Source organism: Rhizobacter sp. P2_H2 (assembly GCF_056403375.1).
Map to the genome: position 1 here is coordinate 1 of NZ_JBFUFP010000182.1, position 7,417 is coordinate 7,417.

General features: G+C 68.8%; 7 protein-coding genes. All 7 read right to left on the reverse strand.

Annotated elements, in window-relative coordinates; translation table 11 throughout:
* Positions 1-119: 119 nt before the first annotated feature.
* A complete protein-coding gene (locus tag AC1D15_RS12445) occupies positions 120-1,328 on the reverse strand; it encodes an EAL and HDOD domain-containing protein (RefSeq protein ID WP_047500543.1) in 1,209 nt (402 codons plus the stop codon).
* Between the two features lie 43 nt (positions 1,329-1,371).
* Complete coding sequence (gene flgL, locus AC1D15_RS12450; protein WP_465111063.1) at positions 1,372-2,568, reverse strand: flagellar hook-associated protein FlgL; 1,197 nt, start codon at positions 2,566-2,568, stop codon at positions 1,372-1,374.
* A 17-nt stretch (positions 2,569-2,585) separates the two neighbouring features.
* Positions 2,586-4,553 (reverse strand): flagellar hook-associated protein FlgK, encoded by a 1,968-nt coding sequence (gene flgK / locus AC1D15_RS12455; protein WP_477826214.1) that lies wholly within the window; start codon positions 4,551-4,553, stop codon positions 2,586-2,588.
* Between the two features lie 16 nt (positions 4,554-4,569).
* Complete coding sequence (gene flgJ / locus AC1D15_RS12460; protein ID WP_465111061.1) at positions 4,570-5,463, reverse strand: flagellar assembly peptidoglycan hydrolase FlgJ; 894 nt, start codon at positions 5,461-5,463, stop codon at positions 4,570-4,572.
* Positions 5,463-6,599, reverse strand: a complete 1,137-nt coding sequence (locus AC1D15_RS12465) for a flagellar basal body P-ring protein FlgI (RefSeq protein ID WP_047500533.1) — start codon at positions 6,597-6,599, stop codon at positions 5,463-5,465. The genes flgJ and AC1D15_RS12465 overlap by 1 nt, the downstream gene beginning before the upstream one ends.
* Before the next feature lie 42 nt (positions 6,600-6,641).
* Positions 6,642-7,310 (reverse strand): flagellar basal body L-ring protein FlgH, encoded by a 669-nt coding sequence (locus tag AC1D15_RS12470; protein ID WP_047500531.1) that lies wholly within the window; start codon positions 7,308-7,310, stop codon positions 6,642-6,644.
* A gap of 8 nt (positions 7,311-7,318) precedes the next feature.
* Positions 7,319-7,417: flagellar basal body rod C-terminal domain-containing protein (locus AC1D15_RS12475; RefSeq protein ID WP_477826215.1), on the reverse strand; the 99-nt coding region annotated here is incomplete at its 5' end.

Consider the following 7,417-nt stretch of genomic DNA (forward strand, 5'->3'; position numbering starts at 1 on the left):
GCACCAGCACGGCGTCGGACAGCACGTCGAGGAGTTGGCGCAAGGCCTGGGGATCGAACATCGGGGAGGGATCACGCAGCAGCCGGCAGTGTACCCACCGGTGCCGCGCCCTCGGGAGATCACTCGATCTGGGAGGCCGAGGTCAGCGCGCCCAGCACGGCCCGGTTGATCTCGCTCACGCTCAGCATCAGCGTGTCGGCCGCGGTGCGGAAGTCGTACAGCGACTCATGCTCCACCGCCTGCACCAGGTCGAAGTACGGCTGGTACGGGCCGGAGCCATCGACCAGCGCCTGGTAGACGCGCTCGGGCACCGGGATCGTCTTCATCAGGTCGGCGAACGGCTGCTTGAACATGCGGTCGAGCAGCGAGAACACCCCGCAGATGAACATCTCGTTGCGCATCTCCTCGTCGCCCGACGAGCGCACCAGCTCTTCCATCAGCAGCCCGCGGCGCACCGCCGCGAACATCACCGGCTTCATGTTGGCGTCCTTGCCGGCCGTGGCCAGCAGCAGCGCCAGCCAGCGCTTCAGGCGCTGGTAGCCGAGCATCATGATCGCGTGGCGGAACGAGCTGATCTCGACGCGCAAGCCGAAGGCCGGCGAGTTGATGTAGCGCATCAGCTTGAACGCGAGCGACGGGTCGCGCTTCAGCGTGTTCTCGAGCTTCTCGATCGGGTCCTGCGCGTCCACGCGCTGGATCAGCTCGACGATCACCTGCAGGTCGATCTGCACCGCCGACTTGCCCTTGGTCTGCGCCTCCTTGATGGCGTCGTCGATCGGCCAACCCAGCACCGCGGCCGCGCCGCGCGAGAAGCTGCCTTCCATGTCGGCCAGCGTGCGCACGCCCGACTGCACGTGCGCGATGTTGCGCGTGACGCCGGCCGGCGCCACGTTGCCGGATTCATTGACACGGCGGTCGTCGGCCAGGTCGATCAGCGAGAACTTGAAGCACGGCAGCAGCTCGCGCGGCAGCTCCTTCATCGGCCGGCCCTTGAGCAGCAGCGTGTTGCCGGCGCGGTGCAGCGCCTGCAGCGACTCGACGTTGGCCTCGTCGCAGGCCATGAAGGCCGGGATCTCGATCATCAGGTTGGCCGACGGGCTCGCGCCCATCAGGTCCTGCAGCAGGCTCTCGCTGACGATGTTCAGCGAGGCGCGGCCGCCGTCGGCCGGCCACACGCCGCCCACCGCATGCAGCAGCTGGGCGACATCGGGTTTCAGCTCGGGGCGCAGCGGGTAGATGGTCAGGCGGGTGGCCGTCACGGCGCGGCTGCGGTCGATGAACGGCGAATAGCCGAGGGCGACCTGCCCGAGTGTGGCGTTGTCAGTCACGCGAAATCTCCAGGGAAAGTAGGCAGGCGATGGCGGCGAGGCATCAGCCGTTCAGGTAGTTGAACAGCGACAGCTTCTGCACCATGGTGTACGCCTTGAGCGAGGCATCGTACCCGGTCTGCTGGTTCGCGAAGTCCGAAATTGCGCTCGTCATGTCCAGGTCTTCGGCGTCCGAGCGTGCGGTCTTGCTCGACAGCTTCAGCGAGTCGAGCCGGCCGGTGACGCCGTCGATGCGGTTCAGCGTCTCGCCGACCCGGGTGCGCGCGCCCGAGAGGGTGGCCATCACCTGGTCGAGGTTGGCCAGGTTGTCCGCATTCGACTGCGCGATCTGCGTGCCGCTGCGCAGCGGCGTCTTCAGGTCGGCGATCGCCTTGTCGAGCGTGTCGAAGACGGTCTGGCTGCTGGTCGACGGCGTCAGCGTGAACTCGTCGAGGTCGGCCGGGCTGCCGGCGATGGTGGCCGACATGCCGTCGATCTCGATCGCCTGGCCCGGCTTGAACGGCATGCCGACCTGCGCGGTCGGCGCGCCGTCCTGCAGGATCGAATAGGTGGTGACGCCGGCGGCGACGCTGAACTGGATGCTGTAGGTCGAACCGGTCAGCGCCGACGGGTTGGTGACGTGGCCGCTGTCGATCCACGCGGTGCCGGTCGCGGTGACGGCGTTGGTGTCGAACACACCGTTGCCGGAGCGCGATTGCATCCAGATCTGTTCGCCGTTGGTGGTGATCGGCAGCGATTCGGTGGAGGCCACCGCGGTCTCGCCGGTGCCGCCGCGGTAGACGACGCCGCCGGCCGCGTCGAGGAACGGCGCCTGGCCGCTGCCCTGCCCGCCGAACAGGTAGGTGCCGGCGCCGTCGGCCCGGTTCGCCACCGCCACCAGCTGCTTGCGCAGCTCGCCGATCTTGTCGGCCAGGCCCTTGCGCTCGGCGTCGGTGTAGGTCGCGTTGCCGGCCGCGATCATCGTCTCGCGCACCTGCTGCAGCAGCTCGGTCGCGTCGCCGAGCGCGCTTTCGGTCAGCGTCATCGCGTTCTTGCTGGCATCGACCGCGCGCTGGCCGGCGACGGCACGATTCTCGGCCGCGAGCGCCCGCTCGGCGCGCGCGGCCGCGGCCGGGTCGTCGCTCGCACGGTTCACGCGCTTGCCGGTGGTGAGCTGCTCCTGCGCGGCGCTCAGGTCTTCCTGGCGCTTGACCAGTTGGCCGAGCGAAGCGTCGTACGAGTTGGCGGTGCTGATGCGCATGATGTCGGGATCCCGGGTCAGCCTGCCGCGGTCTGCAGCAGGGTGTCGAACACTTGCTGGGCGACCTGCAGCATCTTGGCTGCGGCCTGGTAGCTCTGCTGGTACTGGATCAGCTTGGCGGCCTCTTCGTCGAGGTTCACGCCGGCCTTGTTGGCGCGCGCCGATTCGGCCTGCGCCGCGGCAGAGTCGGAGATGCTCGCCGCCGTCTGCGCGCTCTGCACGCGCACGCCGATGTCGGACAGCGCACTCGCGTACGCGTCGGTGATGGTCCTGCCCGGCGTCACCGAGCCATTGGCCGCCGTGCTGCCGCCGACGATGTTCTTCGTGCCGATGCCGACGAAGGCCAGCGCATTGCCGTTGTTCGCCTCGGTCGACGTGGTCGGCTTCACCGACAGCGTGTCGCCGCTCTTCGGCACCCCATTGAGATTCAGCTCGAAGCCGTTCAGCGCGATCGGCGAGCCGGCCGTCCAGGTGCCGGTGCCGGTGGAGACCTGCGCGCCGGTCGAGTCGAGCAGCTCCCAGCTGTAGTCGCCGGTGTCGGACGTGAAGCTGACGTTCGCCGTCAGCGTGCGGTCCAGCGCGGTGCTCACCGCGGCCAGCGAGCCGAGCGTCGCCGTGCCCTTGTTGGTCGCCGTGAAGGTCGCGGTCACCGGCGAGGCCGCGGCGATGCCGTTCGGGTCGCTCAGCACCGCGCGCATGTCCTTGGCCGCGTTGCCCACCGGCTGCAGCAGCGTGCGATCGCCGGCCACCGAGGTGCCGGCCGTCATCTGGATCGTCATGCCGTCGACCGTGACGCCGGCCGCCATCTGCGCGGCGCTGAACGGGCTGCCGACCGCGGCCGTGTTGTCCGACAGCCGCGTCAGCGAGTAGTTGGTGCCGTCGAACTGCAGCTCGTAGTCGCTCGCCTGCACCTGCGTGGTGTCGGTCAGCGTGACGCCGAAGGCCGCGTCGCCCGCATTGCTCGCGGCCGGCAGCGAGCGCGGCGCGCCCACCGAGTACAGCGGCGATCCGGGGCYGGCCGGCCGGCCCATGTCGAGGCCGAGCGACTGCTGCTGGTTGACCGCGCCGCTGATCGCCGCGGACATCTGGCCGAGCAGGTTGCGCGCATCGACCAGGTCGTCGTTCTGGAAGCGCAGCATGCCGGAGATCGAACCGTCGGACAGCGCCTCCTGCGGAATCATCGACGACAGCCCGCTGCCGACGCTGATGCCGAGCTGCACCTTCGACGGGTCATACGTGTCGGCCACCGTCGTCAGCTTGTTCGCGTTGGCGCCCAGCACCAGCGCCTGGCCGCCGCCGACGAACACGCCGACGCTGCCGTTGTCGGCCTTGATCGTCGTCACGCCGATGTAGCCGCTGATCTGGCTGATCAGGTTGTCGCGCTTGTCGAGCAGGTCGTTCGGCGGCTGGCCGGTGCCGTTCAGCGCCTGGATCTGCTCGTTCAGCTTGCCCACCTGCTGGGCCAGGTTGTTGACGGTGTCGACCGAGCTCTTGATGTCCTGCGTGATGCCGGTCTGCAGGCTCTGCAGCTGGTCGCCGGCCGCGGCGAACTTGTCGGCCAGCTCCTTCGCGCGGGCGATCACCACCTGGCGTGCCGATGAATCGGCGGGCTGGTTCGCGACGTCGACGAACGCGTTCAGCAGCGCGCCGGCCGAGTAGCCGACGCCCGACTTGCCGGTGCCGAACACCGCCTCGACCTGCTTGAGCTGCTCGGCGCGCGCGGCGTCGCCGGCGGCGGTGGCCTTGGTGGCCGAGGCCTGCGTCGTCAGGAAGCTGTTGTACGAGCGCGTGACCGAGGCCACGTTGACGCCCTTGCCGAAGAAGCCGGCGCCGGTGAACTGGCCCTTCGCGGTCTCCAGCACCACCTGCTGGCGCGAATAGCCCTCGGTGTTGGCATTCGCGATGTTGTTGCCGGTGGCCTGCAGCGCCGCGTAGTTGGCGAACATCGCCCGCGTGCCGATGCCCAGTAGTGCGGAAGAACTCATGCGTCTTGTCCTTCGCTCACGCGGTGGCGCGCTGCAGGCGCAGCGTCGTGTTGATCATGTTGGTCAGCTTCTTCGCGTACTCGGGGTCGGTCGCGTACCCCGCGCGCTGCAGCCCGTTCGCGAAGCCCTGGGCCGAACTGCCCGCCGACACCACCTTCGCGTAGCGCGGGTTGTCCTTCATCAGCTTCGCGTAGTCCTTGAACGATTCCTCGTAGCTGCCGTAGGCGCGGAACTTGGCCTGCACCTTGCGCGACTGGCCGTTGACGACCTCGGTGGTCGTGACGGTCGTCGTCGGGCCGCTCCAGTCCTTGCCGGCCTTGATGCCGAACAGGTTGAACGAGCTGCTGCCGTCGGCGTTCCTGATCTCGTGCCGGCCCCAGCCGGATTCGTGCGCCGCCTGCGCGACCATGAAGGTCGCCGGGATGCCGGTCTCGGCCTCGGCCGCCTTCGCGGCGCCGTCGTGCAGCTTCAGGAACCCCATCTGGCGCTCCTTGCCCTGCAGCGAGGTCGGCAGCGGCGCGGTGCCGCTGCGGCCGGTGGCCGCCACGGTCTGCGCCGACGCGCTGTCCTTCGCCATGTTGGCCAGCGGCTCGCCGAGCTGGCGCTCCAGGTGCTTGGCGATCATCTCCGACAGCCCGCCCGGGCGGCCGCTCAGCGATTGCGCGAACTGCGTGTCCAGCAGCTCGGTGCCCATCTGCGTGCCGGAGTTCTCGAGCATCCCCGAGCTCAGCGTCGCCTGCCGCATGCTCTTCATCAGCTGCTGCATGAAGATGCCTTCGAACTGCTTCGCTGTCTCCTGGATCGCGGCCTTCGGGTCCTTCGAGGCCGCATGGCGCAGCCCGTCGACGCCCTGGGTGTCGCTCGCCAGGCGCTGGCCCTGCAGGCCGGAAAGAGGCAGGTTGATCGCCATCAGATCACCTCGAGTTCTGCATTGAGGGCACCGGCGCTCTTCATCGCCTGCAGGATCGCCAGCAGGTCCATCGGCGTCGCGCCGAGCGCGCTCAGCGCCTTCACCACGTCGGCCAGCTTCGCGCTCGCCGGCAGCTGGATCAGCGCGCCGGCCTCCTGCTTGATCGTGATGTCGGCCTTTTCCTTCGCGACCGTCGTGCCGCCGCTGGACAGCGGCGACGGCTGGCTGATCACCGGCGTCGTGCTGATCGTCACCGACAGGTTGCCGTGCGCGACCGCGCAGGCGCTGAGCGTGACGGTCTGGTTCATCACGACCGAGCCGGTGCGCGCGTTGATCACCACCTTGGCGGACGGCGCGGCCAGCTCCACCGGCAGGTTCTCGATGTCGGCCAGGAAGCCCACCCGGGCGTCCGGCGAGGCCGGCATGCGCACGCGCACGACGCGGCCGTCGATCGCGTGCGCGGTGTCGGCGCCCATCTTCGCGTTGATCGTGCGCGCCACTTCGCGCGCGGTGCTGAAATCGCTGGCGTTCAGGTCCAGCTGCAGGAACTCGCCCTGGTTCAGCGGCGTGGCCACCGCGCGTTCGACCGTCGCGCCCTCGGGCACGCGGCCGGCGCTCAGGTGGTTGATCTGCACCTTGGAGCCGGCCGCCGAGGCGCCGGCACCGCCGACGATCAGGTTGCCCTGCGCGAGCGCGTAGATCTGGCCGTCGGCGCCCTTCAGCGGCGTCGCGATCAGCGTGCCGCCGCGCAGCGACTTGGCGTTGCCCATCGACGAGACGTTGATGTCGATCGTCTGGCCCGGCTGCGCGAAGGCCGGCAGCTGCGCCGTCACCATCACCGCGGCGACGTTCTTGACCTGCATCGTGGTGCCCGGCGGCACGGTGACGCCCATCTGCTGCAGCAGCGCGTTCAGGCTCTGCTGCGTGAAGGGGGTGGAGGTGGTCTGGTCGCCGGTGCCGTCGAGGCCGACGACCAGCCCGTAGCCGACCAGCTGGTTGGCACGCACGCCCTGGACGGCGGCGACTTCCTTGATGCGGGCTGCCTGCGAGGACAGCGGCCACCACAGCGCCGCGCTGGCCGCGACGACCGTCAGGCTGATCAGCAGTCGCAGGAGTTTTTCAGTGGTGGTTTGCATGGCGGCTTCATCCTCAAAGGATGAAACCGATTCTGCGGAAACTTAAATGGGCAGAACGTTCAAAAAGAACCGCCCGAGCCAGCCTATTCCATTCGCATCGGCCTGGGCGCCACGGCCGCGGTGCTCGATGCGCACGTTGGCGATCTGCGCCGACGCGACGCTGTTGCCCGGCTGGATCGCCCGCGGGTCGACCTGGCCCGAGAAACGCAGCACGTCGACGTTCTGGTTCACGCCGATCTGCTTCTCGCCGGCCACCACCAGGTGSCCGTTGGACAGGACTTCCGTCACGGTCGCGGTGATGATGCCGGAGAAGTCGTTGGTGTTCTCGGTGCTGCCCTTGCCGGCGAAGGTGTTCGCCGAATTGCCGGCCGCGCTGGAGCGCAGCAGCGCATTCGGGTTCACCAGCGGCAGCGCGCTGACGCCGGCGGCGACCGAGCCGCTCTTGTCGATGGTGCTGGTGCTCTTCTGGCTGGCCGAGACTTTTTCCACGATCTGCACCGTCAGCGTGTCGCCGACGAGCCGGGCGCGGTAGTCCTCGAACAGCGGCCGGTACTGGCCCGACTGGAAGATCGAGCCGTTGTTCACCGACGGGGCCGCGATCGCCTCGGGCCGCGCGCGCGTCGGCTCGGCCACGTCGACCTTGGGCAGCGGATAGAGCGTGCTGCAGCCGGCGAGCAGGGCCGGCGCGGCCAGAAGAGCGAGTCGTTTCATGGCGATGTTCAGAGTTGGCTGAGCTTCTGCAGCATCTGGTCGGAGGTGGTGATCGCCTTCGAGTTCAGCTCGTAGGCGCGCTGCGTCTGGATCATCGCGACCAGTTC